Consider the following 25563-nt stretch of genomic DNA (forward strand, 5'->3'; position numbering starts at 1 on the left):
ATGGGAACCGGACGTTCTAAGGGCGAGGCTTAAACAGCCGCGCAATGGATCAAAAGGGGGATTTTTAGAAAGAAGCCCGCTCTAGCGGCGCCATGTCGCCTTGATCGGCATCACGGCGGGAAGGCGCATAATGAGCAAAATATTCATGTGGCCCTCCCTGCTGGCGATTGAAGACGTGCATCCATAACGCGAAAAGCGGGAAACTTCCAGCCCCGTGATGGCGCAAATTGACTGTTTCTGGGCCAAACCGCGCCCTGTTGCGCCGAAATCACAGTTGCATTAGGCCTCTCGCGTCGGAACGAAACAAACGGCGCATAGATGACGAACCTCAGATTGGCACTCTACCAGCCGGATATCCCCGGCAATACCGGCACGATCCTGCGTCTTGCCGCCTGCCTCGGTTTCGCCGTGGACCTGATCGAGCCCGCCGGCTTCGACGTTTCCGACCGCAACCTGAAACGCGCTGGCATGGATTATATCGCCGCCGCAGCGCTGACCCGCCATGTCAGCTGGGATCATTTCGAGGCATGGCGCGCCGCAACCGGTCGCCGCCTGATCCTTGCCTCGACCAAGGCTGCGGAGCGCTATACCGATTTTGCCTTCCGTTCGGACGACATCCTGCTTTTCGGCCGCGAAAGCGCCGGCGTGCCGGACCATGTGCATGAAAAGGCCGATGCCCGCATCCTGATCCCGATGGTCGAGGGCCAGCGGTCCATCAATGTCGCAGTCTCGGCAGCGATGATCGTCGGCGAGGCGATGCGCCAGACCGTCTGGATCTGATCGGCACCGGCTTCAGCGGAATTGCCGCCCAGCTCGCAAAATGACGTTGCCAAGCCGCGGAACTGCGTTATATTTATTAGCCGAGCAATCAAAAATGCCGATTGCCTCCTATAATTTCAACGGCTTGAGAAGATTGTCCGTCGGTTCGCGTCCCTTCGACAGATGAAAGAAGAATAAAAACAAGACATGGATTCCACCGTTACCATGATCAACCTGTTCGGCGCCGTGGCTCTGCTGCTGTTCGGCCTTGCGCAGGTGAAGGATGGGGTGTCCAGAGCCTTCGGCGCACGGCTCAGAACGGGTCTTGCGACCGGGACGCGCAGCGGCTTTCGTTCCTTCCTGTCGGGGCTCGTGGCGACCGTCGCCCTGCAAAGCTCGACGGCAACGGCGCTGATGACCGCATCCTTCGTCGAGCGTGATCTGATCAAGCCGCGCATGGCGCAGATCGTCCTGCTCGGCGCCAATGTCGGCACGGCGATCACCGCCTGGATCGTGGCGACGGGCATCGAATGGCTCTCCCCGCTGCTGATCCTGGCCGGCATCGTGCTTTGCCGTGGCCGCTCCAGCACCCGTCAGGGCGGCGGCGGCGCGCTGATCGGCATCGGCCTGATGCTGTTGTCGCTGCATCTCCTTGACCTTGCGACGGAGCCGATGCGCGCTTCTCCGGCGCTTGCCGCCTTCATCGGCCTGCTGGACGGTGCCTTGCCCGTGGCGCTGCTCTTTTCGGCAGCCCTTGCCTTCGTGTCTTCATCAAGCCTCGCGGTGGTGGTGCTCATCCTGTCGCTCGCCTCGGCCGGGCTCATTTCAGCCGAACTCGTCATCGTGCTCGTGCTGGGCGCCAATCTCGGCGGCGCCATACCGCCTGTTGTCGCGACACTATCAGGTCCGGCCTCGGCACGACGCGTCACCATCGGCAATCTCGCAATCCGCACGCTCGGATGCATCATCGCGCTGCCGCTCGCAGGTTACGGCGCGGAACTCATCCAGATGCTGCCCTTCGGGCCTGCCAAGCTGCCGGTCGATGCCCATCTTGCCTTCAACCTTCTGCTCGCCGCATTCGCCTGGCCCGTCTCCCGGCCGCTCGCCGCCCTGATGGCCCGACTTGTGCCGGATCAGGCCGAGCCCGACAACGCGCCCAAATATCTGGATGCGAATGAACTTTCGACGCCCGTCATTGCCCTTGCCAGCGCCACCCGCGAAGTGCTCGGCATCGGCGACCTCATCGAGCGCATGCTGATGCGGGTCTCCGAAGCTCTCGAACATAGCGACGCGTCGAGACTTTCCGAGATTGCAGCCCTCGAGGAGCGCGTCGACCGGCTGCAGCAGGCCGTGAAGGTCTATCTCTCCAAGCTCGGCCGTGAAGGCCTCAGCGACGAAAACGCCCGCCGCTCGATCGTCGTCATCGATTACGCGATCAACCTCGAACATATGGGCGACATCATCGAGAAGGGCCTCTCGGAGCAGGTGTCGAAGAAAATCTCGCTCGGGCTCAAATTTTCCGAAGACGGCCACCAGGAACTACGAAAGCTGTTCGATCTGACGATCGATAATCTGCGCGTCGGTCAGACGATCTTCGTTACCCGCGATTTCAATCTCGCACGCCAGATGATGGAGGTGAAGGTCGAGGTGCGACGGATGGAAAAACAGTCGGCCGAGCATCATCTCGAACGCCTGCGTGACGGCCGTGCTGACAGTCTGCAGACGAGTTCCCTGCATCTCGATATGCTGCGCGACCTGAAGCGGATCAACGCCCATATCGTCTCGGTAGCGCATCCGATCATGGATGAAAGCGGCCTGCTGATCGAAAGCCGCGTGCGGAGCGCGGCGGAGTGACGGTCAGTCCGCCGAAGGCAGGCGGCGCATGGTGAATTCGATCCGGTCGCCATCAAGCTGGCGCCAGCTTTCCACCTCGGTCCAATAAGCCGCTTTCGGATATTCGTCGAACCATTCGCGCGCCTTGGCGCGCGCGTCGATCAGGCCGAGGCAATATGTCTCACGCACGAAATGGTCTTTCTTGCGGGCAGGATTTTCCGCCCGGTGTTTCGCCATTCTGCGCTTCAGGCCGTCGAAGGACGGGGGTCCTGGAATTTTTGCCATCAAACCTACCTCTTGGGGAAAAAGTAGTATCGAATTCCTCGCTTTGCGAGTCGAATCTCGAAGGCTGACACTCGCCCGCCTCGGCTTGGCGAGATGCGGCGCCACCTGCTAGATGTGGCCGACAACAAGGAATGAGCGAGTCGCGTCCGCAATGGATGCCGGCCGCTGGAGGCGTAAATGGAAAGACCGGAACTGCCGATCGGCTTGCCTGAGGATATCGAAGAGAAGAAGGCGGCTGCCCGCAGCTGGTTCGAAGGGCTGCGCGATACGATCTGCGCCTCCTTCGAGGCCCTCGAAGACGAGTTGGAAGGCCCGCTCTCCGACCAGGAACCCGGCCGCTTCGTCGCCAAGGACTGGTCGCGCGAAAACGGCGCGGGCGGCGGCGGCCTGATGTCGATGATGGAAGGCCGCGTCTTCGAGAAGGTCGGCGTTCACACCTCGACGGTCCATGGCGAGTTCTCCCCGGATTTCCGGGCGCAGATCCCCGGCGCCAAGGAGGATCCGCGTTTCTGGGCCTCCGGCATCTCCCTGATCGCCCATCCCGTCAATCCCAACGTTCCGGCGGTGCATATGAACACCCGAATGGTCGTCACCACGAGCCGCTGGTTCGGCGGCGGGGCCGATCTGACGCCGGTGCTGTCGCGCCGCCGCACGCAGGAGGATGAGGACAGCCAGCTCTTCCACAAGGCCATGGAAATCGCCTGCCGCAACCATGCGATCGCCGATTACGATGCCTACAAGGCCTGGTGCGACGACTATTTCTTCCTGAAGCACCGCAACGAGCCGCGCGGCATCGGCGGCATCTTCTACGACTGGCTGCATTCGAGCGAGGAAGCCGGCGGCTGGGATGCCGATTTCGCCTTCACGCGCGATGTCGGCCGGGCCTTCGCCATGGTCTACCCGAAGATCGTCCGCTCCAACTTCAATAAGATGTGGACGGAGGCCGACCGTGACGAACAATTGATCCGCCGGGGCCGATACGTCGAATTCAATCTGCTGTATGATCGCGGCACGATCTTTGGCCTGAAGACCGGCGGCAACGTCGAATCCATTCTCTCCTCGCTGCCCCCCGTCGTCCGCTGGCCGTGAAACTGTGAGATCTCGTCGATAAATTCGAAGTGAGGTACCTTCATAAAAATTCAGTGCGTCCTAACTTTATATGCATGTGCGTAACAATCGGAGGAGGATTGTCATGACGATACAAAGCGGCTCGCCTGTATCCACGAATGTTCAGGAAACACCCCGCGTGATCGACACGCCGGAATTCCTGACGCGCATCGCCGAGCAACTGAGAGCCAAGAGCGGCTCGGATTTGCCTCTCTCCTGCTTCATCGAGCAGGTCAAACTGCAGCTGGCCGGCGGAAAGTCGCCGGAAGAACTGCAGAAAGAGGCAGCCAACAGCAACATGCCCCGCCATCTCTCGGATACCTACAAAGCCTGGGCAATGCCCGATTGAAAGACCTTCTCCGGTCGACACCTGATGCCGGCCGGAACCTTCTCTTCCCACGTACATTCATCAATCGCGTGAAAACGCATTGGCCGTTGCGTTTCAGACAGAGGAGAAAACCATGCGACTTTTCGAATGCGGCACGCTCGTTCCAGGCTGCGCCTGGCACACCCGGGCAGACAATGACGCGGAAGTCGTCCGCCGCGCCGTCGAGCACCTGAAGACCGCCCACGGCGAAACGACCATCCGCGAAAACATGGTCGACAACATCAAGGCCCGCATCCGCGACGAGGCGACCGCAGCCTGATTGCCGATGGCAGACAGCAGCGATATCAGAGGCTCGAGCCGCGCCGCATCCACCGGATGCGACGCCGCATTGCCTATTGCACGCGCTCCTGCAACCGGGCGAGCAATGCCGCCCGATCGGAAGCGAAGTTTTCCTCCACCCACTGGTTTTCCAACGCCGCCAACAGTTCGCCGACACGCGGACCAGAGGCGATGCCGGCCGAGATGACGTCGCCGCCATTCACAGGAAATGCCGGTTTCTTCCAGTTCACCGCCAGTTGAAGCAGCTTGATGAGCCGCGCCGTGCGCGCCATTTCGGAAAGATCGCCTTCGGCCTTGCCGCGCGCAACGGCGAGCGCCAGCTTCAGCCGTGTCGTGATGCCGTCTGTGCCGTTGCGATAAAGCAGCCGCTCAAAGGCGGCCGACGAGATTTCGTCATTGACCGGTGCAGCCATTGCCCAGGCATTGAGGGTGGCCGCTTCCGCATTCGAGAGTCTCAGCCGGGCCGCAAGCGCCTCCAGCCGTGCGGCATCGGGCGGCACGATCGCCGCAAGGCGCAGCAGCGGATCGGGCGCCCAGCCGAGCGCCTTTTCGGTGGCGACCAGCGACGGGATCGCATCGATCCCCCATCGTTCCGTTTCCGGCAGGATTTCCGTCAGCACCGCCACCTGTCGCATCCAGAGCAGCGCCCGGCCGGGATCGTCGGCGCTGAGCAGCTTTCTAAGCTCCGACCAGACGCGCTCCGCCGACAACGCCTTCAGTTTCGAGCGCGCCGCCGAACAGGCCTTCAGCCCCTCGGCATCCGGCCGGCCGGAACCGTAATAAGCAAAGAAGCGGAAGAAACGCAGGATGCGCAGATGATCCTCGGCGATGCGCGTTGCCGGATCGCCTATGAAGCGGATGTTGCGCGTCTCGATGTCGGCAAGCCCGCCGACGAGATCCATCACCTCGCCCTCGGCATCGGCATAGAGCGCATTGATCGTCAGATCCCGCCGCTCGGCATCGGCCTTCCAGTCGGTGCTGAAGGCGACCTTGGCACGGCGTCCGTCGGTCTCGACGTCGGTGCGCAGCGTCGTCACCTCAAAGGGCTTGCCATCGATGACGAGCGTCACGGTGCCGTGCTGCATACCCGTTGGAACCGCCTTGACGCCAGCCGCAGCCGCCCGCTCCATGACGATCTCGGGCGTCAGTGTCGTGGCGATGTCGATATCGCTGACCGGCAACCCCATCAGGCTGTTGCGCACCGCGCCGCCCACCACGCGCCCTTCCCCGCCATCGGCGTTGAGAAGTGCCAAGACCTGGCCGAGCGCCGGATCGCGGAACCATGCTTGGTCGGCAAGGCCGGTCATGCATAAAGCCTTTCATAAAGCGTGCGGACGATGCCGGCGGTAATGCCCCAGATCATCCTGGTTTCATAGGGCATCCGGTAGAAATGCCGGTCGATGCCGTCGATGACGCGCTTGTCGCGGCTGTGATTGGCCGGGTTCATCAAAAAGGAAAGCGGCACCTCGAACACGTCGTCCACCTCGGCCGGATTCGGCGTCAGCGCGAAGCCCGGCGAGACGACGCCGAGCACCGGCGTGATGCGGAAGCCCGTCGAGGCGAGATAGTTCGGCAGCCGGCCGACGGTTTCGACGTAGGAGCCGGCAAGGCCGATCTCCTCCTCCGTCTCGCGGATCGCCGCCATTTCAGGCGAGACATCGGCGGGATCGATCGAGCCGCCGGGAAAGGCGATCTGCCCGGAATGCTTGCGCAGCGTCGCCGTGCGCTTGGTGAAGATCACATGCGCCTCCTCGCCGTCGTCGACGACGGGCACGAGCACGGCGGCATCGCGCAGCTTGAAGGTCGCGACCTCCGCCACGATATCGGGGTTGAGGATATGGTCCCCGTGATCGCGCCAGGCATGGTCCACCGGCCCGCCGCTCTGATTGAGCGCGCGACGGCGGAATTCGGCCGCTGAAAACAGCGGATAACGTTGGGCAATAGCATCGTTCATCGGCAAAGCGCATCCAATTCTTCGGCCGGCATGACAGGGAAGACCTCGCCTGCGGAGCGGACCGCAAACATCGCCTGCCCCTCGACATCGAGTGTCTCGCCGAGCGCGACCAGTTCATACATCACCGCACGCGACACCAGCGCCTCCAGCCGCCCGCGCACATGCAGGTAGGGTTTCAGTTCGGCATTGTCGCCGGCAATGGCAAAACGCAGCCGATGCTCTCCTCCCGCCTCCACGACATCACCGACATTGGTGCGGAATGTCAGCACCTGGTAGCCCTCCCGCGCCGTCACGCTCATCTCCACGGCGACGAACGGCGCGTCGGCGACCCTTATGCCAACCTTTTCCACAGGAGTTACGAGATAGGTCTTCTCGTCCTCGTCCCTCCTCAAAACCGTCGAAAACAGCCGCACCAGCGCCGGCCGGCCGATCGGCGTGCCCATGTAGAACCAGGTGCCGTCGGCCCTGATCTCCATGTCGATATCGCCGCAGAAGGGCGGATTCCACCGCTCCACCGGCGGTAACCCTGGTTTTTTGCCGCCGTTTTCCTGGGACGCGCGCGAAATCAGCGCGGCAAGCCCCGCCGCATCCGCCTGTCCGCTGATTTCCTCGGCTGCCATTCTTCCGTCCCGGTTTGTCCTTAACGAAGTAAAGTCACGAGATAGTCATTCGCAACGAACTTGTCAGCCCGTCGCATCTCCATAACTCTATCGAGTATGAGGCAGATGTATAAGTCCGCCGATTCGCTGCCGAATGATTTCAGCCGTTGGAGATGCCCGTGGGTATGATGAAGACCGAAGCCAGCCTCGATGAAAAGGCGATCGTCGCCGCCGCCGAAAGGGCGCTCTCCGATATCGCCGCCATCCGCGTGGAAGTCTCGAAGGTGATCTTCGGTCAGGAAGGCGTGGTCGAGAACACGATTCTCGCAGTACTCTCCGGCGGCCACGCCCTGCTCGTCGGCGTTCCCGGCCTTGCCAAAACCCGGCTGGTGACGACGCTCGGCGAAGTGCTCGGTCTTGCCGCCAACCGCATCCAGTTCACGCCCGACCTGATGCCCTCGGATATTCTCGGCTCCGAGGTGATGGACCAGGACGATAGCGGCCGCCGCTCCTTCCGCTTCGTCAAGGGGCCGGTCTTCGCCCAGCTTCTGATGGCCGACGAAATCAACCGCGCCTCGCCGCGCACGCAGTCGGCGCTGCTGCAATCCATGCAGGAATATCACATCACCATCGCCGGCCAGCGCTACGACCTGCCCGCGCCCTTCCACGTGCTTGCCACCCAGAACCCGCTGGAGCAGGAAGGCACCTATCCCCTGCCCGAAGCCCAGCTCGACCGCTTCCTGCTGCAGGTCGACGTCAACTATCCCGAGCTTGCCGCCGAGCGCCAGATCCTGCTCGAGACGACCGGCTTGAGCGAAACCCGGCCGCAAGCCGTCATCGATGCGCAGCGGCTGATCGAGATCCAGACGCTGGTGCGCCAGATGCCGGTGAGCGACACGGTGGTCGACGCCATTCTTTCGCTGGTGCGCTCCGCCCGTCCCGGACAGGGCAATGCCTCGACCGACAAGAACGTCGCCTGGGGCCCTGGCCCGCGCGCCGGCCAGGCGATGATGCTCTGCGCGCGTGCCCGCGCGCTCTACGAAGGCCGTCTCGCCCCGTCCCTGGACGATATCTTCGCGCTCGCCGAACCCATTCTCCAGCACCGCATGGCGCTGACTTTCGCGGCCCGCGCCGAAGGCATGTCGGTGCGCGATGTCATCGCCGGACTGGTCAGGCAGGCAAAGGGATAAGGAAGCCGGACGCGTGGCATCTATCGGACAGATCGTCAACCCGACGTCAGGCAGCGATGCCCTTTCCCGCGCCAGGCAGCGGGCGGCCCTGATACCGGACTGCCTGGTGGAAGCCAAGCGCATCGCCAACACGGTGATCGCCGGCTGGCATGGCCGCCGCAAGCGTGGCATCGGCGAGAATTTCTGGCAATTTCGCCCCTATGCCGAAGGCGAAAGCTTGTCGCGCATCGATTGGCGCCGCTCTGCCCGCGACGACCATACCTATGTGCGCGAGCGCGAATGGGAGGCGGCACACACCATCTGGCTCTGGTGCGACATGTCGCCCTCGATGATGTACAAGTCGAGCTACGGCAGCGTCTCGAAGGAAAGCCGGGCGCTGGTCGTCATGCTGGCGCTTGCCGAAATCCTTGCCCGCTCCGGCGAACGCATCGGCTGCCCGGGCATCATGGATCCCGTCTCCACTCGCACCGCAGCCGAACGGCTGGCGGCGGCACTCATGCATACGCCGCTGACCGGCGGCCTGCCTGATACGGCGATGATCCGCGGCTGGAGCGACCTCGTGCTCATCGGCGATTTCCTCGACGATGCGCCAGCAATCATGGAGCGCCTCGGCCCGCTTGCCCGCCGCGGCCTGCGCGGCCATGTAATCGAGATATCAGATCCCGCCGAGGAGCTGTTCCCCTATAGCGGCCGCACCGAATTCACCGATCCGGAAACCGGCGCCAGGCTGATTGCCGGCCGCGCCGAACACGTCCGCGACGCCTATCGCAACGCCTACCTCGCGCGCCGGGAGAACCTCGGCCAGTCGCTTCGCCATCTCGGCTGGACCTTTGCGACCCACCGCACAGATCACCTCGCTTCGGAAGCGCTGGTCGCCATACATATGTATCTCTCGGGCATGCCGGCCAAGGCGACGCATGGAGGGATGTTATGAACGCCCTTCCCTTCGCTTTCGCCTATCCCGCCATTCTCGGCGCCCTCGTTGCGCTCCCCGTCATCTGGTGGTTGCTGCGTCTGACGCCGCCGCGCCCGAAGACCGAGGTCTTCCCGCCGCTGAAGATCCTCGCATCCGTGCTGAAGCGCGAGGAGACGCCGGCGCAGAGCCCCTGGTGGCTGACGCTGCTGCGCATGCTGCTCGCCGCCACCATCATCCTTGCGATCGCCGATCCGGTCTTCAACCCGCGCACAAGTTCGCTGGCCTCAGGCGGCCCGCTCGTCCTCTTCGTCGACAACAGCTGGGCGGCCGCACCCGACTGGGAGCGCCGGGTCCAGACCGCAGGCGCGCTGATAGACGACGCCGAATCCGCCGGCACGCCGGTGTCGATCGCCTTCACCGCCGATCCGACCAACGACGCCGTTCCCGGCACCGCGGCCAGCGCCCGCGACAAGCTGCGCGCCGCCGAGCCGCGACCGCTGGTGCCGGAGCGCGAACGTGCCTTCCAGGCGCTGCGCGCCGCCCTGAACGGCGTCAAGCCCGGCACCCTCGCCTTCCTCACAGACGGCGCAGCCGCCAAGGCCGACGACGCTACGGTGCGACAACTGGCCGAACTGCAGCCCACCGATCTCCGCCTGATCGAGGGCGATGCCGCAAAGACGGTCGCGGTCACCGCAGCCAGCAATGCGGCTGATGCCATGACCGTCAAGGTCACGCGGCTCAACAGTGCGCATGCCGCATCCGTGGCGCTGAACGCCGTCGATGCCCAGGGGCGCTCGATCGCCAACGGCCGGGTGGATTTCAGCCCCGGCCAGAGCGTCGCGACGAGTTCGATCACCGCTCCCTTCGAGATGCGCAACGATTTCGCGCGCATCAGCGTCGACAACGGCGCGACGGCAGGCGCCGTCCACCTTCTCGACGACGCATTCAAGCGCCGTCGCGTCGTTCTGCTGTCGGGTGCGGGAGGCGACGAGTTCCAGCCGCTGCTCTCGCCGCTCTATTATATCCAGCGGGCGCTGCAGCCTTATGCGGATCTGATCCAACCCGCCGATTCCGATCTTGCCGTCGCCATACCGAAGCTTCTTGCCAACAATCCCTCCATCATCATCATGGCCGATATCGGCCGGCTGCCGGAGGAGACCTACGAACCCCTGACACGCTGGATATCGAACGGCGGCATGCTCCTGCGTTTTGCCGGCCCGCGCATGGCGGCAGCACCTGCGGACGATCCGCTGATCCCCGTCATCCTGCGCCAGGGAGAACGGGCGCTGGGCGGTACATTGTCCTGGAGCGAACCGCAATCGCTGGCCGAATTTCCGAATTTCGGGCCGTTCGCCGGCATAGCGCGTCCCGCGGACGTCGTCGTCAAGCGGCAGGTGCTTGCCGAACCGACGCCCGATCTTGCCGAGCGCACCTGGGCGAGCTTGGCCGACGGCACGCCGCTCGTGACGATGAAGCAACTCGCATCCGGCCAGATCGTCCTGTTTCACGTCACGGCGGAGGCGACCTGGTCCGATCTGCCGATCTCCGGCACCTTCGTCGACATGCTGCGCCACCTCCTGCAGATATCGCGCTCAGGCGGCGTGACGTCGGAGGCGCGCGGCAATGCGCGTGTTGCCGAAACCCTGCCGCCGTTCCGGATGCTGACGGCCAAGGGCATGCTCGTCTCCGAGACGGGCGCGGCGCGCCCGCTCACTCCCAAGGCCGGAACCGAACCGACGGCGAATTTCGACAATCCGCCCGGGCTCTACGGCTCGGAAGACGGTTTCACCTCCCTGAACGTACTGCCGGAGGACGCGGAACTGAAACCGCTCGACATAACGGGAACCAATGCCGTTCGCGAAGGCCTGATCGGCGGCGAAAGCTGGTCGGCAAAGCCGGCGCTGTTCCTCGCAGCCTTTCTGTTGCTGCTCGCCGATAGCCTGATCGTCCTCTTCATGAACGGCGCGTTCTCGCGATTGCGCCCGGCCGCCCGCACCATGGGCGTGATCGCGGTGGCAATCGGCGCGGGCTTCCTCATGCAGCCCGGCACGCTTCACGCCAACGACGTCAGGCCCGGCGACGACGTCATCCTGGAGAGGCTGGACAATACCCATCTCGCCTATGTCGTCACCGGCGAACAGGAGGTGGACGATATATCGGAGCGTGGCCTGGAAGGCCTCACCCAGTTCCTGACCTTCCGCACGACGCTGGAGCCGGCGCCGCCCGTCGGCCTCGACCTCACCAAGGACGAGCTCGCCTTCTATCCGATCATCTACTGGCCGGTCTCGGCGACGGCACCGATGCCGTCCTCGGCCGCGATCAGCCGCATCGACGCCTATATGCGCAATGGCGGCACCGTGCTTTTCGACACGCGCGACCAGATCAGCGCATTGGATAATGGCGGCAATGTCAGCGCCAACGGCCAGAGACTGCAGGAAATCCTCGCCAACCTCGATATTCCGCCGCTGGAGCCGGTGCCGTCGGATCACGTGCTGACGAAATCCTTCTATCTCCTGTCGAGCTTTCCCGGCCGTTATACCGGCAGCCCTCTCTGGATCGAGGCGCGGCAGGGCGGTCGCGAGCCAAGCGCAAAATCGGCGGCGACGGCCGACGGCGTTTCACCGATCCTGATCACCGGCAACGATTTCGCGGGAGCCTGGGCGATCGACGAGAACGGCACGCCGATGCTGCCGACCGTGCCCCAGGATGAAACGCAGCGCGAATATGCCTACCGTTCCGGCGTCAACATCATGATGTACATGCTGACCGGCAACTACAAGACAGACCAGGTTCATGTTCCCGACCTGCTCGAGCGGTTAGGACAATGATATGACGTTCGATTTTTCGCCCTTCCTGCCCTGGCCGGTTCTGGCGACGCTGGCCGCCGTCAGCGCTGTTATCGCCGCCTTCGCGATCTGGCGCGGCGTGCGCGGCGCCTGGATCAGGACGCTGGCCGCGCTCGCCCTGCTGGCCGCGCTGGCCAATCCCGTGCTGCTGCAGGAGGACCGGGATCAGCTTTCGACGATAGTCCCCGTCATCGTCGACCGAAGCCAGAGCCAGCAGACGCCCGATCGCGTCAAGATGACAGACGACGCGCTTGCCGCCCTGAAGGGACAGCTCGCCCGCTTTCCCCAGATAGAGCCCCGCTTCATCGATGTCGAAGGCGACGTCAATTCCGACGTGCCCTCCACGCGCCTGTTCGACGCGCTGGCCGCCAACATCGCCGATGTCCCCCCTTCCCGCGTCGGCGGCGCCATCATGCTGACGGACGGCGAAGTCCATGATGTCCCTGCCGCCAATCAGGCGCTCGGCTTCGACGCGCCGATCCATGGCCTCGTGACCGGCAGGCCCAAGGAATTCGATCGCCGTATCGAAGTCATCAAAGGGCCGCGCTTCGGCATCGTCAACGAAGAGCAGCAGGTCATCCTGCGCGTTTTCGACGACGGCCCGAGCCCCGGCGGCACTGCCGATGTCGTCGTGAAGATGAACGGCAATGAGATCGCCACCCTGCGGGCGACGCCCGGCCAGGACACGCCCTTCTCCTTCAAGGTGCCCGGCGGCGGCAGCAATGTGCTCGAATTCTCCGTCGCCGAGCTTCCCGGCGAAGTCACGGCCGCCAACAATCGCGCCGTCCATGTCATCGACGGCATCCGCCAGAATTTGCGCGTCCTGCTCGTTTCCGGCGAGCCGCATGCCGGCGAGCGCGCCTGGCGCAACCTCCTGAAATCCGACGCCTCGGTCGATCTCGTCCACTTCACCATCCTGCGTCCACCGGAAAAGCAGGACGGTACGCCGATCAACGAGTTGTCGCTGATCGCCTTCCCGACACGCGAACTCTTTGTCGACAAGATCAAGGATTTCGACCTGATCATCTTCGACCGCTACCAGCATCGTGGCGTTCTGCCGCTGCTCTACTACGACAACATCGCCCAATACGTCGAAAACGGCGGTGCGTTGCTGATCGCCGCCGGCCCCGAGCATGCCGGTCCGGATTCCATCGCCATGACGCCGCTTTCCTCGGTTCTGCCGGCAATGCCCACCGGCCAGATGATCGAGAGAGCCTTCTATCCCCGCCTCTCGGAGGAAGGCCGCAAGCATCCCGTCACCCGCGGCCTGGACGGCTCGGGCGAAGACCCGCCGCATTGGGGCCGCTGGTTCCGCAGCGTCGACGTCGAGAAGCCCGAAGGCGAGACGATCATGCTCGGCGCCGACAACCATCCGCTGCTGGTGCTGAACCGCGCCGGCCAGGGCCGCGTCGCCATGCTGCTGTCCGATCAGGGCTGGCTTTGGGCGCGCGGCTTCGAAGGCGGCGGTCCGAATGTCTCGCTCTATCGCCGCATCGCCCATTGGCTGATGAAGGAACCGGCGCTTGAGGAAGAAGCGTTGACGGCGCGCGCCTCCGGCCGCACTCTTGAAGTCACGCGCCAGACGATCGGCGACAATCCAGGCAACGCCACCGTACGTTATCCCTCCGGCAAGACCGAAACCCTGCCGCTCACCCAGACCGAACCCGGCCTTTACAAGGCCGAAAAGCGGATGGACGAGATCGGCCTCTTCGAAATCCGCAACGGCCAGCTCTCGACCCTCGTCCACATCGGCGCCGTCGACGCGCCGGAATTCAAGGCGATGATCTCGACGACGGATGTGCTGAAGCCGGTCGCCGACAGGAGCAAGGGTCTCGTTACCCGTGTCGCCGATGCAGACGGCGAAATCAGCGTGCCGCCGATCCTGCCGGTGCGCGGCCAGGTCCGCGTCTCCGACAACGATCGCATGATGATCCGCATGACCAGCGAGACGGTTCTGAAGGGCATCAACACGCTGCCGCTCTTTGCCGGTTTTGCCGGCGTCGGCATCCTGCTCTTCGCCTTTGGCGCCATGTGGTGGCGTGAGGGAAGGTAATCTTCATGTCGGAATTCGAGCTCACCACCTCGCCCTCGCAGGAGGAACTCGCGGCGATCACCGATGCGCTCTCGGCCTTCAACAACGGCGATGCCGGCCCCTCGGAGCGCCGGCCGCTTGCGGTCCTCATCCGCGATACCGACGGCAAGGTGACCGGCGGCCTGTCGGGCTTCACCGCCTGGGGCTGGCTCTTCACCCAGATGCTCTATATTCCCGATACGCTGCGCGGCAGCGGTCTCGCCGGCAATATCCTCGCTAAGGCGGAAGAAGAGGCGAGAGCCCGAGGGTGCCGCGGCGCCTGGATCGACACGTTCAATCCGCAGGCTCTGCGGGCCTATCTGCGCCAAGGTTATGAGGTCTTCGGCGAACTCGAGGATTTCCCGGAAGGCCGCACGCGCAGCTTCCTGAGAAAAAACCTGTAGGAGCCTGAATCACTCCCGCCAGGCGATCGTGCCCTTCAGCCGCTCGTGCACGCCCTCGGCGATCGGAACGACGAGCACGCGGCCGGGATCGACAGGTCCTGGAAAGCAAAGCGCGTTGTAGGCGACCTTCTCGAAGCCGAGCGGACCGTAATAGGGCGGATCGCCGACGAGGATGACGGCTTCTGAGCCCTTGCGTCTTGCCGCCTCCACCGCGATCCGCACCAGTTCCCGGCCGATGCCGATGTTCTTGTGCGAGGGGCGGACGGCGAGCGGGCCAAGCAGATGCCCCTTCACGGAGCCTGCCAGCACCGGCGTCATGCGCACCGACGCGATCGTTTCGCCATTGTCGGTGCAGATGAAGGAGAGCGAAAGATCATGCGGCCCCTGCTCGCGGATGCGTGCGGCGGCACGCGTGAAGCGGCCCGGACCGAAAGCTTCTTCGTTGATATGTTCGATGGCGGCGTCATGAGACGCGTCTTCTGTGAGGTAGACGAGATCGTGCTTGTACATGATGACAGAAACCGGATGGACAGATTGATGGGTCTCGAACACGCCTTGGGCGTTCGGGAGCATCAGCGTCGTCGCGGGTTTCTGGAAATGAACATCAGGCCGGGGTCTCTCAAATCGTGAAAACGCCGATAGCAGGAAAAATTTCTGCCGTCCAACGCAAAATACATTTTTGCCAGGCGTGACGCACTGTTCAATCTTTACCGCCTGCAAAGCCCCACTATCTCAGCTAACTTCGATCCCCAAACGCAAATCAAGGAAATGAAGATCATGGGAATGCTGGTGGACGGCGTCTGGCATGACATCTGGTACGATACGAAAGAGAGCAAGGGCCAGTTCAAGCGGCAGCCCTCGCAGTTCCGCAACTGGGTGACGCAGGACGGCGAAGCCGGCCCTTCCGGCAGCGGTGGATTCAAGGCCGAAGCCGGGCGTTACCATCTCTATGTCTCGCTCGCCTGCCCCTGGGCGCACCGCACGCTGATCTTCCGCAAGCTGAAGAAGCTGGAAGACCTGATTTCGGTCTCCGTCGTCGACCCGCTGATGCTCGAAAACGGCTGGGAGTTCAGGATCGGCGATGGCGCTACCGGCGACCATCTCTTCGGCGCCGCCACCCTCTGGCAGATCTACGTCAAGGCCGATCCGCATTATTCCGGCCGCGTGACCGTTCCTGTCCTCTGGGACAAGAAGTCAGGCACGATCGTCAACAACGAATCCGCCGAGATCATCCGCATGTTCAACAGCGCCTTCGACGGGCTGACCGGTTCGAAGGCCGATTTTTACCCTGAGGATATCAGCGCCGAAATCGACGCGCTGAACGCCACCGTCTACGACAACGTCAACAACGGCGTCTACAAGGCGGGCTTTGCCACTACCCAGGAAGCCTATCAGGAAAATGTCGGCAAGCTGTTCGAGACGCTCGATATGCTCGACGAACGCCTGGGCAAGAGCCGCTACCTCGTCGGCGACAGGCTGACCGAGGCCGACTGGCGCCTCTTCACCACGCTGGTGCGCTTCGATCCCGTCTATGTCGGCCATTTCAAGTGCAACATCCGCCGCATCGCCGATTACCGCAACCTGGCAGGCTATCTCCGCGATCTCTATCAGACGGCAGGCATTGCCGAGACGGTAAATCTGAAGCATATCAAGCAGCATTATTACCGCAGCCACAAGACGATCAACCCGACCGGCATCGTCCCCGTCGGCCCGGCGCTCGATCTCGACAGCCCACATGGCCGCGCGAGGCTGAATGCCGCCTGAAGCTTCTCACCAGCGGTGGTCGGGCTCCTGCTCGCCACGAAGCTCGGCGAGGCGGCGATGCGTCGCCTCGGTCGTGCCCGCAGGCAAGCTGTCGAGAGAGAAGAAGCCGCTGTCGGAGATTTCCCAGTCCGGCGGGCGCGGCGCCGTCTGCTCGACGGTCGCCCGGTAGAACACGACATGGTCGCGCGTTGTAGTCGAGGTGTTGAAATAGACCTGGATCAGCTGCGGCTTGCCGATGATCCTGAGGTTGCCCTCCTCGCGCAGCTCCTTGGCCAGCGCTTCCGCGACCGTCTCGTTGCGCTCCAACCCGCCGCCCGGCATATGCCAGCCGCCGACATAGCTATGGCGCACGAGGAAAATCCGCCCCTCGGCATCGAAGCAGGCGGCCCGGACGCCCATCGTCATGCCGCGGGCGAAGGAGAAATAGACATGCAGGAGGCGCAGTGCCGCCCTGATGTGAAGGGGCCGCTTCTCTTTATCCACCGTTGCTCCCTTTCGGCTATTCATCACGCCGGATGTGTTTGATTTGTCAATAAGCTGGTCTATGTCTCGTAGAATGTTCAAGCTCGCGCATATTTCCGACGTCCACCTCGGACCTCTGCCCCGTCTTTCCGTTCAAGAGCTGTTTTCCAAACGCATAACCGGCTTTGTGAACTGGCATCGAAATCGACGCAAGCACCTTTTCGGCAGCACGCTGGATCTACTGCTCGACGACATCCGCGCCCATCAGGCCGATCACCTGGCCGTCACCGGCGATCTCGTCAATCTGGCGAGCGGCATCGAGATCCGCGCCGCCGCCGCGTGGCTGCGCGAACTCGGCGATCCCGCCGACACCTCGGTCGTTCCCGGCAATCACGATGCCTATGTGCCCGGCGCCTACGAAAAGTCGATGCGTGCCTGGTACGATTATGTCCGCGGCGATCTTTCCCCGCCGCAATGGCAGGAAGACCGCCACATCTTCCCCTATCTGCGCATCCGCGGCAAAGTCGCGATCGTCGGCTGCTCGACGGCGGTCGCCACCCCTCCCTTTGCCGCCTCCGGCTTCTTCGGCGCCCGCCAGGCCCGTGACACGGTGAACATGCTGCGCGCGGCCGGTGAAGCCGGTCTCTTCCGCGTCGTCATGATCCACCATCCGCCGATCCGCGGCGCCACCGCCTTCTACAAGCGCATGATCGGCATCCGCCGTTTCGCCGCCGTGATTTCGACCGGCGGCGCCGAGCTCGTGCTGCACGGCCACACGCATCTCAACACGCTACATTGGCTGCGCGGCCAGGTGCAGCCGGTGCCCGTCGTCGGCATCGCGTCGGCCTCGCAGGGACCGGGCAGCATCAAGCCGCCCGCCGCCTACAACCTCTTCTCGATCGACGGCTCTCCCGGCGCCTGGGAGCTCACCGGCGAGCGCTTCAGCGTGAACAGGGCCGGTGACGCCGTCATGCCGGAAAGCACCAATATTTTCGTACGTTAGCCTTCTCTCCGCACCGTCTTTATCCAGCGCTTCAATCGGCCTGTGAAGACATCGGGCCATCCTCACAACATTTGCCGTCGAGGCTGCTTACCCCCTTGGTATTTTTGGCGTTAAGCGTACACTCCAGATAACTGCATCGCCTCAGAACGGAGCCGCCAATGACTTCCCCCTTCCATCGCATGTGCAGAATTTCGCTCGTTGCCGGCTTTGCCGTTGGCATCGCAACGGCCGCCTTCGCGGTCGGTGACAACAACGACGACACCAATCCACCGCCGAAGACCCAGACGACCAAGACCTGCACCGGTGGCAAGGTCTGGGACAAGGCGAAGAAGGAATGCGTCACCCCGAAGAAGAGCAGCTTCAACGACGACGATCTTTACAAGTTCGCCCGCGAATTCGCCTATGCCGGCCAGTATGAGAACGCCATCACCGTGCTCAACCTTGCCAGCAACCAGAACGATCCGCGCATCCTGAACTACCTCGGCTATGCCAACCGCAAGGCCGGCCGCATGGAACTCGGCATGTCCTATTATCGCAAGGCGCTGCAAGCGGATGAGAACTACATCCTCGCACGCTCCTACATGGGCATGGCGCTGGTGGAACAGGGAGACATTCAGGGCGCCCGCGTCCAGCTCGTCGAAATCCGCGATCGCGGCGGCGAAGGCACCTGGGCCTATCGCGCTCTGCTGCAAAGCTTGAACGGATACAGGACATATTGACGCAAGCTTTGTGGGCTACGCTACGAAAATCCCTTGAGAAAGGGGGGATGAAGACGACCGGATGCTTGCACAGTACAGGAGACTTGTTTCATAAAGCGCATGCATCGTCGGCGCCGTTAAAGTCGGCTTCGCGCCCGACAGCGAAACCTTCGTCCGCGAAACCATTGTGAATGCTTCTTGGATAGACAATGCGTCAGCCCGCAACGACCATCGATCTCCGGCGTGACCTCGTCGGCCTTCTGCCCCGCCTTCGCCGCTTCGCGATTACGCTCGCGGGTGATGTTGCGGTGGCCGACGAACTGGTCCAGGCCATCTGTCAGCGCGCCATCACCAAAGGACACCAGTGGAACGGCGAAGGCCGGCTGGAAAGCTGGATCTATACGCTCGCCCGCCAGCAATGGGCCGACGACAGCCGCAAGCGCAAGCCGAAGGCGTCGGCCCGCAGCAACGTCACCGATATCAGAGAGGCTGCGCGCGAACGCTCTGCCGCGGCCGATCCCGATGTCATCCATCGCATGATCGCCGAAATGCCGGACGGCGTTTCCTCGATTTTCCTGCTCGTCGACGTCGAAGGCCACAGCTATCAGCAGGCCGCAGACATCATGGGCATTCCCGCGGCAAGCGTCGTCTCCCAGCTCGCCACCGCAAGGCTGCATTTTGCCGGGCTCGCCGGCTCCCACCCGATCCACAGGTACTGAATTTGCTCGATCTCAGGAAATTGCCGCTCGAAGCCCAGCTCACCGCCCTTCTCGACGGCGAAGTCTCGCCCGAACAGCGCCACGAACTGGAGCAGCGCCTGGCAAGCGACGAGAATGCGCGCCGGCTGCATGAAAAACTGCGCCACGGCGCCGATTTCGGCCGCCGCCGCCTCGACGATGTCCTGAAGGAGCCGGTGCCGCTTTCCCTCGTCCGCTCGATCAAGAGCACGCAGCCGCCGAAGACGCCGATTGCCCAGCGCGCCACGCGCCCGCAGGTGAAACTGGCGCCAAGCGGTCCGCAGGCGCTGGCCGCTGCCCTCATCCTCTTTGTCGTCGGTTGCGGCATCGGCTATTTCGTCGGCAATAGCCCGGATGCCGACGACATCGCCACCACGACTGCCACCACGGCGCCCGCCAATACCAGCGACTGGCTGGGGGATGTCACCGCTTATCAGCGCCTGCTGATGCGCCAGCCCCGCCATCTCGTCGAAGTGCCCGCCTCGCAGGCCGAGGAAATCTCCAGCTGGTTGACGACTGCAATCGGCGTGCCCTTCCGCGTGCCCGATCTTTCCGCAGAATCCTGGACCTTCCAGGGCGCGCGCGTCATCCTCGGCGACAGCCGCCCTGTCGGCCAGCTCGTCTATTCCAACAATGACGGCGACATCATCTCCATCTGCTTCCGCAAGGATGCGCAGCCGCCGGAGACCGACGACTTCAAGGAAACGATCAAGGACGAGATCGGCCTCGTGACCTGGCACAATGCCGGCACTTCCTATGTACTCGCCGGCCCCTCCTCCGAGGCCACGCTCGGCCAACTCGCCATGGAGATCGCGACAGCGATCTGACATATGCGATCGACGCGCTTTTGCCGACGTTGACGCGCCGACGGAACGGAAGCGGGAGGATGGAAAGTGGCCATCGGCACTGGCAGCCCCCTCATCCGCCTGCCGGCACCTTCTCCCCGAGGGGAGAAGAGACATGCGGCAACGTCTCGCCCCTAAAGCCTCGACAGCAAGAAGTCAGGGCAAAAGGCTTGCTCTCCTCTTCTCCCCTCGGGGAGAAGGTGCCCGTAGGGCGGATGAGGGGGCCGCACGGCACGCCCTTCATTGCGTTTCGCTAGCGTACAGCGAAGACGGCATCATCAGGCCGCACCAAGGCGATCGCGGCCTGAGACTTTCCGATATCAGGCCTTGCCGGCCTTCACGTCGAGCACGCGGTTGGCGGCCGAGACGATCGCTTCCAGCGATGCCGCAACGATGTTGGTGTTGATCCCCGCGCCGAAGAGCTTGCCGCCCGGATAGGACGTTTCGACATAGGAGATCGCCGCGGCATTCGAGCCATGCTGGAGCGAGTGCTCGGAATAGTCCTCGACCGACATCTCGATGCCGAGATAATGCGACAGCGCGTTGATGAAGCCGTCGATCGGGCCGTTGCCGCGCCCTTCGATGCGCTTGATCTCGCCATTGTCGGTGATCTCGGCCGCAACGATCCGCTGGCCCTTGCGCTCGGTGTCGGGATAGGTGTGGTGGTCGATGAACTTGAGACGGGCATCCGGCTGGGTCACGTAGCGTTCGATGAAGCGGTCATGGATACGCTTCGAGGGAAGCTCCTTGCCCTCCACATCGGTGATGCGCTGGATGTCCTCGCGGAACTCGACCTGCAGGTTGCGCGGCAGGTTCAGCCCATAATCCTGCTGGAGGATATAGGCGATGCCACCCTTGCCGGACTGCGAGTTGATGCGGATGATCGCCTCATAGGAACGGCCGACGTCACGCGGGTCGATCGGCAAATAGGGCACTTCCCAGACCGGATGGTTGGCGACCTGCGCGGCCTTCATGCCCTTGTTGATCGCATCCTGATGCGAGCCGGAGAAGGCCGTATAGACCAGTTCGCCGACATAGGGGTGGCGCTCTGCAATCGCCATCTGGTTCGAATACTCGAACACGTCCTTGATGTGCTCGATATTAGAGCAATCGATGCCTGGATCGACCCCTTGCGTGAACATGTTGAGCGCCATGGTGACGACGTCGACATTGCCGGTGCGCTCGCCATTGCCGAAGAGCGTGCCTTCGACGCGGTCGGCGCCCGCCAGCAAGGCCAGTTCGGCAGCCGCGATGCCGGTGCCGCGGTCGTTGTGCGGGTGCAGCGAGACGATCAGGTTCTCGCGATTGTCGAGGTTGCGGCACATCCATTCGATCTGGTCGGCATAGACGTTCGGCGTCGCCATCTCGACGGTGGACGGCAGGTTGATGATCAGCTTGTTGTCGGGCGTCGGTTTGACGACCTCGATGACGGCGTTGCAGATCTCCAGCGCCACTTCCAGTTCGGTGCCGGTAAAGCTCTCCGGCGAATATTCGAAACGGTAGCCGCCGCCTGCCCTGGCCGCCATATCGGTGATCATCTTGGCGGCGTCGACGGCGATCTGCTTGATGCCCTGCACATCCTTGGCGAAGACGACGCGGCGCTGCAGCTCGCTGGTCGAATTGTAGAAATGCACGATCGGCCGGTTTGCGCCTTCCAGCGCTTCGAAGGTGCGGGTGATGAGCTCCGGGCGGCACTGTACCAACACCTGCAGGGAGACGTCGGCGGGCACGTTGCCCTCCTCCACGCACCAGCGGGCGAAATCGAAATCCGTCTGCGAGGCGGAGGGGAAACCGATCTCGATTTCCTTGAAGCCCATCTCGAGCAGCAGCTGGAACATGCGGGCCTTACGGTCGTGGCCCATCGGGTCGACGAGCGCCTGGTTGCCGTCGCGCAAGTCGACCGAACACCAGACCGGCGCCTTGGTGATGGTCTTGGTCGGCCAGGTACGGTCGGGAATGTTCACCTGCGGATAGGGCCGGTATTTCACCGCGGCATCGGGCATGCCCTTGGCGGAAGCGTTTGCGGAGGACCGGTTGGTCGGTTTGTCCATTGTCTTGTCTCCTCGTCCCGGCATTTGCCCCGCCTCTTAGCCGATCGCATCGGGCTTGGCGATAAACAAATGCGGACCTTCGTCGGTCGTTAGGTCAATTTTGAAAATGAGTCGCGAGGAGCGATGGCCGGGCGGGCTTTCGGCCGCCGGGCGCTCCTCAAAGGACCCGGCAACCGCGCGTAAGGCCGAGGAGAAGAAGCGAGGTCAGGGCGCGCGTATTGTCACGCAGGGCGATGCGGCCGCGTGCAATGCTGTCGGAAATCTTGGCGCCAGTGGTCTTCATGGCCGCGCTTATAACCTTGGGCGGCGGAACTGGCAAGCCCTCGCCGCGCGCCGGCCTTCCGCTACTTCGACGGAGACCGGCCTTTCGCCAACTTGACCAGTTGGGACAGTGCGAGCATCAGCCCGCCCGCGATCAATCCCCAGAAAGCGCCCGAGATGCCGCCGAAGGAAACACCGGATGCGGTAACGAGGAAGGTGATCGCCGCCGCCTCGCGCGATTCCTGCGCCTGAAAGGCCGACATCGCCGAGGATGAGAAGGCACCGACCAGCGCCAGTCCCGCCACGGCCTCGATAAGGATGGGAGGCGCCAAGGCGACGAAGGCCGTCATTGCGCCTGCAAGCAGCCCGAGGATGATATAACCGACACCAGCGATCAGCGATGCCCAATAGCGCCGCTTCGGATCGGCATGTGCATCTTGGCCCGCGCACATCGCCGCGGTGATCGCCGCCAGATTGACGGCGTGGCCGCCGAAAGGCGCCGACAGCAGCGAGAAGAAGCCGGTGACGGCAAAGAGCGGCCCGGGCTTCGGATCGTAAAGATTGACCTTGAGAACAGCGATGCCGGGAATGTTCTGCGAGGCCATGGTGACGATGAAGAGCGGCAGCGCGATTGAGATGAAAGCGGCAAAGTTGAACACCGGCCGGACGATTTCCGCCGCCGGCACCAGCGATTGTTCGAGCGAGGCGAAGGCGCCGTCGGGAATATCGACGCCGAAGGCAAGCACCAGCACGAAGGCTGCAAGTGCCGCCGGCACCGCCCAGAGCCGCGTGAAGGCGCCGACGACAATCCAGGAAATGACGATCGGCAGCCCGAACAGCGGATTGAAGCCGATCGCCTTCACCGGCGCAAAGCAGAGGCCGATTAGCACGCCGGCGAGCATCGCATTGGCGAGCGGCGCCGGAATGGCGGCGACCGCCCGTCCGAGCGGCTTGAACAGTCCGGCGATGACGATCAGCCCGGCACAGACCAGGAATGCCCCGACCGCCGCATTGAAACCGCCCTCGATCGCACCGGTGCTTGCGAGCAGCGCCGCACCCGGCGTCGACCAGGCGATGCTGATCGGCAATCGGGTGACGGCGCTCAGCACGACCGCGCAGATACCCATGGAGATCGACAGAGCCATCAATCCCGAGGCCGCCTGCGCGTCCGTCGCACCCACCGCCTGCAGACCATGCAGCACGACGGCGAAGGAGCTGGCGAAACCGACGAAAGCGGTAAGCAGGCCCATGAACAGCGCCTGGACGGAAAAATCTTTGAGCATGGCCGGACTCGCTGCAGCGGGAATGGCGCATGGAGCATGACGATTGCCACCCGCGCAAGCCCGGAATCAGCCCTTTCGGTCCAGCCCTCGCCGATGGATGATGGCAAGCATCATCCGAAAACAAAGCGCCCTTGCCTGCGGTCGGCAGGCAAGGGCGGTATTCGGCAGCTTCGACTGAGAAAACTCAGATATCGGACTGCGACGTCACGATCCGCGAAACGAGGCCGTAGTCCTTCGCCTCTTCGGCCGAAAGCCAGTAGTCACGATCCGTATCCTTGGCGATCTTGTCGAGCGGCTGGCCGGTGGCCGTAGCCATGATCCTGTTCAGGCGCTCGTTCATCTTGATGATCTCGCGCGCCTGGATCTCGATGTCGGACGCCATGCCGCGCGTGCCGCCCGAGGGTTGATGCAGCAGGAAGCGCGTGTTCGGCAGGCACAGACGCCGCTCCTTCGGAACGGCGACATAGATAAGCGCGCCGGCCGAGGCGACCCAACCCGTACCGATCATCCAGACCTTCGGCTTGATGAACTTGATCATGTCATGGATGGAATCGCCGGATTCGACGTGGCCGCCGGGCGAATTGACATAGATGCGGATGTCTTCGTCGCTGGCCGCGGCAAGCGCCACGAGCTGCGAGCAGACCTTCTGCGCCAGTTCCTGGTTGATCGGCCCATAAATGAAGATCGAACGCGACTTGAAAAGATTCGCCTCCGTTTCCTTGCCGAGCGGCAGTTCCTTCGTCTTGTCGTCTTGTTCTTCGTCGTTCATTCGAACCTCTCGGAGATGAATTCGGGTTCCTCGCACATAGTGCGACTCAATGCCTAAAACAATGCGGGAAAAACACAAGGCACCGAAGCGGTGGAGATATCCTTAAGAAGCCGCGCGCCGTTCTGCAAGCCTTACTGAAATGTAACGATGAAAGGCTTTGAAAAGCCAGAATCGGTTCCTACCTCACCCCTCACGTGGCAACTGCCATACGAGATCAACAGGAGACAGGACATGTCACCGGAAGAACGCCAATTGCTGACCACCCTCTTCGACCGCGTGCGCACGGCAGCGGCCCAGCCGCGCGACCGTGACGCCGAAGCCCTGATCGACCAGGCGACGCGCGAGCAGCCATCGGCCACCTATTATCTGGCCCAGGCCGTCATCGTTCAGGAAAAAGGGCTGGAAGCGGCCGCCAATCATATCAAGGAACTCGAGGAGCGCCTGCGCCAGTTGGAAGCCGGCGCGAGCGATCACCGCCAGGCCGAACAGGGTGGCGGTTTCCTGAGTTCGATCTTCGGCAATACGCAGACGCAGCAGCCCGCGCCTGTCCCGTCCAACCCCGGCCCCTGGGGCCAGCCCTCCCGCGGCTATGACGATTCCCGCGGCTACGACCGCGACGTCCGCCAGATGCCGCAGCAGCCGACCGGCCCCTGGAGCCCGCAGGCCTCTGCGCCCTCGGCCGGCGGCAGCTTCCTGCGCGGCGCGCTCGGCACGGCGGCGGGCGTTGCCGGCGGCATGCTGCTTGCCAATTCGCTGAGCGGCATCTTCGGCAACCACATGTCCTCGCTCGGCTGGGGCTCGCCCTTCGGCGCCAACCCCTTCGGCAATGCCAGCGCCCCGACCGAGGAAACGGTCATCAACAATTATTACGGCAATGATGACACCCGCCAGGCGGCCGATACTGCCGATGACAGGGACAACGACAATATCCAGCAGGCGGATTACGACGACAATGACGATTACAGCGACGACTCCGGCAATGACGTCACGGATGTTTGAGGCGTAAGGACCAAAGGATGGGCGGCAGTTGGTTTTACATTGCCGCACCGTTGCCCGGCC

The 25563-nt window shown here is 63.2% G+C and carries 25 protein-coding genes and 1 pseudogene; 16 read left to right on the forward strand and 10 right to left on the reverse strand.

The features are described from left to right. The first annotated feature begins 318 nt into the window (after window positions 1–318). A complete protein-coding gene (locus EFD55_RS21980; RefSeq protein ID WP_125847340.1) occupies window positions 319–780 on the forward strand; it encodes a tRNA (cytidine(34)-2'-O)-methyltransferase in 462 nt (153 codons plus the stop codon). Window positions 781–966: 186 nt separating this feature from the next. Beyond that, complete coding sequence (locus EFD55_RS21985; RefSeq protein ID WP_125847342.1) at window positions 967–2613, forward strand: Na/Pi cotransporter family protein; 1647 nt, start codon at window positions 967–969, stop codon at window positions 2611–2613. Between the two features lie 3 nt (window positions 2614–2616). On the opposite strand, the gene EFD55_RS21990 is transcribed toward EFD55_RS21985, so the two are convergent. Further along, window positions 2617–2877, reverse strand: a complete 261-nt coding sequence (locus EFD55_RS21990; RefSeq protein WP_125847344.1) for a hypothetical protein — start codon at window positions 2875–2877, stop codon at window positions 2617–2619. 177 nt (window positions 2878–3054) lie between these two features. On the opposite strand from EFD55_RS21990, the gene hemF reads away from it, so the two are divergent. The 3 genes from hemF to EFD55_RS22005 all read left to right on the forward strand — a co-directional run bounded on the left by hemF (window position 3055) and on the right by EFD55_RS22005 (window position 4631). Next, window positions 3055–3966: an oxygen-dependent coproporphyrinogen oxidase gene (hemF, locus tag EFD55_RS21995; RefSeq protein WP_125847346.1), complete on the forward strand. Its 912-nt coding sequence runs from the start codon at window positions 3055–3057 to the stop codon at window positions 3964–3966. A gap of 103 nt (window positions 3967–4069) precedes the next feature. Further along, window positions 4070–4333, forward strand: a complete 264-nt coding sequence (locus EFD55_RS22000; RefSeq protein WP_125847348.1) for a hypothetical protein — start codon at window positions 4070–4072, stop codon at window positions 4331–4333. Between the two features lie 112 nt (window positions 4334–4445). Beyond that, the gene (locus EFD55_RS22005; protein WP_010029983.1) at window positions 4446–4631 is read left to right on the forward strand and encodes a DUF1059 domain-containing protein; all 186 of its coding nucleotides are present in this window, start codon (window positions 4446–4448) and stop codon (window positions 4629–4631) included. A gap of 73 nt (window positions 4632–4704) precedes the next feature. On the opposite strand, the gene EFD55_RS22010 is transcribed toward EFD55_RS22005, so the two are convergent. From EFD55_RS22010 to EFD55_RS22020, 3 genes are read right to left on the reverse strand one after another with little or no spacing between them, the layout of a single operon-like run. Further along, window positions 4705–5958: a CCA tRNA nucleotidyltransferase gene (locus EFD55_RS22010; protein WP_125847350.1), complete on the reverse strand. Its 1254-nt coding sequence runs from the start codon at window positions 5956–5958 to the stop codon at window positions 4705–4707. Beyond that, complete coding sequence (locus tag EFD55_RS22015; RefSeq protein WP_125847352.1) at window positions 5955–6605, reverse strand: CoA pyrophosphatase; 651 nt, start codon at window positions 6603–6605, stop codon at window positions 5955–5957. Before EFD55_RS22015 ends, EFD55_RS22010 begins: the two co-directional genes overlap by 4 nt. Then, window positions 6602–7225 carry a DUF1285 domain-containing protein gene (locus EFD55_RS22020; protein ID WP_125847354.1) on the reverse strand — a complete coding sequence of 208 codons (624 nt, stop codon included), beginning with the start codon at window positions 7223–7225 and terminating at the stop codon, window positions 6602–6604. Before EFD55_RS22020 ends, EFD55_RS22015 begins: the two co-directional genes overlap by 4 nt. Window positions 7226–7383: 158 nt before the next feature. Here EFD55_RS22020 and EFD55_RS22025 point away from each other — a divergent pair, with 158 nt between their 5' ends. From EFD55_RS22025 to EFD55_RS22045, 5 genes are read left to right on the forward strand one after another with little or no spacing between them, the layout of a single operon-like run. Then, window positions 7384–8394, forward strand: a complete 1011-nt coding sequence (locus EFD55_RS22025) for an AAA family ATPase (RefSeq protein WP_125847355.1) — start codon at window positions 7384–7386, stop codon at window positions 8392–8394. Window positions 8395–8407: 13 nt separating this feature from the next. Continuing rightward, on the forward strand, window positions 8408–9328 hold the full coding sequence (locus EFD55_RS22030; protein ID WP_125847357.1) for a DUF58 domain-containing protein: 921 nt from the start codon (window positions 8408–8410) through the stop codon (window positions 9326–9328). After that, on the forward strand, window positions 9325–12138 hold the full coding sequence (locus tag EFD55_RS22035) for a DUF4159 domain-containing protein (protein ID WP_125847359.1): 2814 nt from the start codon (window positions 9325–9327) through the stop codon (window positions 12136–12138). The genes EFD55_RS22030 and EFD55_RS22035 overlap by 4 nt, the downstream gene beginning before the upstream one ends. A gap of 1 nt (window position 12139) precedes the next feature. Then, window positions 12140–14209, forward strand: coding sequence for a hypothetical protein (locus tag EFD55_RS22040; protein ID WP_125847361.1), 2070 nt, complete (start codon window positions 12140–12142; stop codon window positions 14207–14209). Window positions 14210–14214: 5 nt separating this feature from the next. After that, window positions 14215–14631, forward strand: coding sequence for a GNAT family N-acetyltransferase (locus EFD55_RS22045; RefSeq protein WP_125847363.1), 417 nt, complete (start codon window positions 14215–14217; stop codon window positions 14629–14631). Between the two features lie 9 nt (window positions 14632–14640). On the opposite strand, the gene EFD55_RS22050 is transcribed toward EFD55_RS22045, so the two are convergent. Continuing rightward, the gene (locus EFD55_RS22050) at window positions 14641–15204 is read right to left on the reverse strand and encodes a GNAT family N-acetyltransferase (protein ID WP_125847365.1); all 564 of its coding nucleotides are present in this window, start codon (window positions 15202–15204) and stop codon (window positions 14641–14643) included. 204 nt (window positions 15205–15408) lie between these two features. On the opposite strand from EFD55_RS22050, the gene EFD55_RS22055 reads away from it, so the two are divergent. After that, complete coding sequence (locus EFD55_RS22055; RefSeq protein ID WP_125847367.1) at window positions 15409–16395, forward strand: glutathione S-transferase family protein; 987 nt, start codon at window positions 15409–15411, stop codon at window positions 16393–16395. A 6-nt stretch (window positions 16396–16401) separates the two neighbouring features. Here EFD55_RS22055 and EFD55_RS22060 read toward each other — a convergent pair whose 3' ends face one another. Beyond that, complete coding sequence (locus EFD55_RS22060) at window positions 16402–16878, reverse strand: NUDIX domain-containing protein (RefSeq protein WP_125847370.1); 477 nt, start codon at window positions 16876–16878, stop codon at window positions 16402–16404. A gap of 73 nt (window positions 16879–16951) precedes the next feature. On the opposite strand from EFD55_RS22060, the gene EFD55_RS22065 reads away from it, so the two are divergent. The 4 genes from EFD55_RS22065 to EFD55_RS22080 all read left to right on the forward strand — a co-directional run bounded on the left by EFD55_RS22065 (window position 16952) and on the right by EFD55_RS22080 (window position 20122). Further along, window positions 16952–17860 (forward strand): metallophosphoesterase family protein, encoded by a 909-nt coding sequence (locus EFD55_RS22065; protein ID WP_125847533.1) that lies wholly within the window; start codon window positions 16952–16954, stop codon window positions 17858–17860. Between the two features lie 158 nt (window positions 17861–18018). Continuing rightward, complete coding sequence (locus tag EFD55_RS22070) at window positions 18019–18579, forward strand: tetratricopeptide repeat protein (RefSeq protein WP_125847373.1); 561 nt, start codon at window positions 18019–18021, stop codon at window positions 18577–18579. 188 nt (window positions 18580–18767) lie between these two features. Further along, window positions 18768–19277: an RNA polymerase sigma factor gene (locus EFD55_RS22075; protein ID WP_125847375.1), complete on the forward strand. Its 510-nt coding sequence runs from the start codon at window positions 18768–18770 to the stop codon at window positions 19275–19277. Between the two features lie 2 nt (window positions 19278–19279). Next, on the forward strand, window positions 19280–20122 hold the full coding sequence (locus EFD55_RS22080) for an anti-sigma factor family protein (protein WP_125847377.1): 843 nt from the start codon (window positions 19280–19282) through the stop codon (window positions 20120–20122). A 338-nt stretch (window positions 20123–20460) separates the two neighbouring features. Here EFD55_RS22080 and leuA read toward each other — a convergent pair whose 3' ends face one another. The 4 genes and pseudogenes from leuA to EFD55_RS22095 form a co-directional block, all read right to left on the reverse strand. Continuing rightward, window positions 20461–22191, reverse strand: coding sequence for a 2-isopropylmalate synthase (gene leuA / locus EFD55_RS22085; protein ID WP_125847379.1), 1731 nt, complete (start codon window positions 22189–22191; stop codon window positions 20461–20463). Between the two features lie 157 nt (window positions 22192–22348). Continuing rightward, entirely contained in the window at window positions 22349–22474 is a 126-nt protein-coding gene (locus EFD55_RS34130; RefSeq protein WP_281039990.1) for a hypothetical protein, read from the reverse strand. Between the two features lie 61 nt (window positions 22475–22535). Further along, window positions 22536–23766, reverse strand: a pseudogene (locus tag EFD55_RS22090) (benzoate/H(+) symporter BenE family transporter). Between the two features lie 153 nt (window positions 23767–23919). Then, window positions 23920–24504: an ATP-dependent Clp protease proteolytic subunit gene (locus tag EFD55_RS22095; RefSeq protein ID WP_125847383.1), complete on the reverse strand. Its 585-nt coding sequence runs from the start codon at window positions 24502–24504 to the stop codon at window positions 23920–23922. Window positions 24505–24735: 231 nt separating this feature from the next. Here EFD55_RS22095 and EFD55_RS22100 point away from each other — a divergent pair, with 231 nt between their 5' ends. Continuing rightward, on the forward strand, window positions 24736–25503 hold the full coding sequence (locus tag EFD55_RS22100) for a DUF2076 domain-containing protein (protein ID WP_125847385.1): 768 nt from the start codon (window positions 24736–24738) through the stop codon (window positions 25501–25503). Window positions 25504–25563 lie beyond the last annotated feature (60 nt).

Origin of the sequence: Rhizobium pisi (assembly GCF_003938655.1) — a bacterium.
Classification (GTDB): domain Bacteria; phylum Pseudomonadota; class Alphaproteobacteria; order Rhizobiales; family Rhizobiaceae; genus Rhizobium; species Rhizobium pisi.